Below are 550 nucleotides of genomic sequence, written 5' to 3'. Positions count from 1 at the left end.
GTGGCCCCCGGGGGGGCCGTGGCGGCACCGCCGCCACGGCGGGAGGTCCGCGGGTTCACCCGCGTCCCGAAGAGGTCGCTGCGGATCACCTGGACCGCGACGATCACGAACAGCCACAGCACGGCCAGGAAACCCAGCCGCATGACCGTGAGGGTCAGTTCTGACATAACCGCGCCCGCTCTACCCTTCGACCTGTCGGTAGACGATGGTGGTGGAGCCCACGACGATTCGAGAGCCGTCGCGGAGCGTAGCGCGCTGGGTGTGCTGCCCGTCCACCACGATGCCGTTGGTGGACCCCAGGTCCAGCACCATCGCGGGGGTGCCGGGGCGGATCTCGGCGTGTTTGCGGGAGACCCCGGGGTCGTCGATGCGGACGTCCGCCTCGGTGGAGCGGCCGAGCACGCAGGCGTTGCCGGTGATCTGGTGGCGGGCGCCGTTGACCTCGATCCAGCGGCGGACCGCGGTGCCGTGGCCGGCGCCCGGGAACGGGCGGACGTTGCCGCCGGCCGGCGCGGGAGGGCCGGGGGGCATGGCCGGGGGCGCGGCGGGC

1 protein-coding gene and 1 pseudogene are annotated in these 550 nt (G+C 74.0%); both read right to left on the bottom strand.

All coding sequences use genetic code 11. The annotated features are described in order from the left end of the window. A pseudogene (locus ABD308_RS37915) lies at positions 1 to 167 on the bottom strand (FHA domain-containing protein); the annotation flags it as partial. A gap of 13 nt (positions 168 to 180) precedes the next feature. Then, positions 181 to 550 (bottom strand): FHA domain-containing protein (locus tag ABD308_RS37910; protein ID WP_344345394.1); only part of this gene is annotated, 370 nt, incomplete at its 5' end.

Origin of the sequence: Kitasatospora putterlickiae, assembly GCF_039527695.1 — a bacterium.
GTDB lineage: Bacteria > Actinomycetota > Actinomycetes > Streptomycetales > Streptomycetaceae > Kitasatospora > Kitasatospora putterlickiae.
The sequence above is the reverse complement of the archived record's forward strand: the minus strand, read 5'-3'. Positions and strand labels throughout refer to the sequence as shown.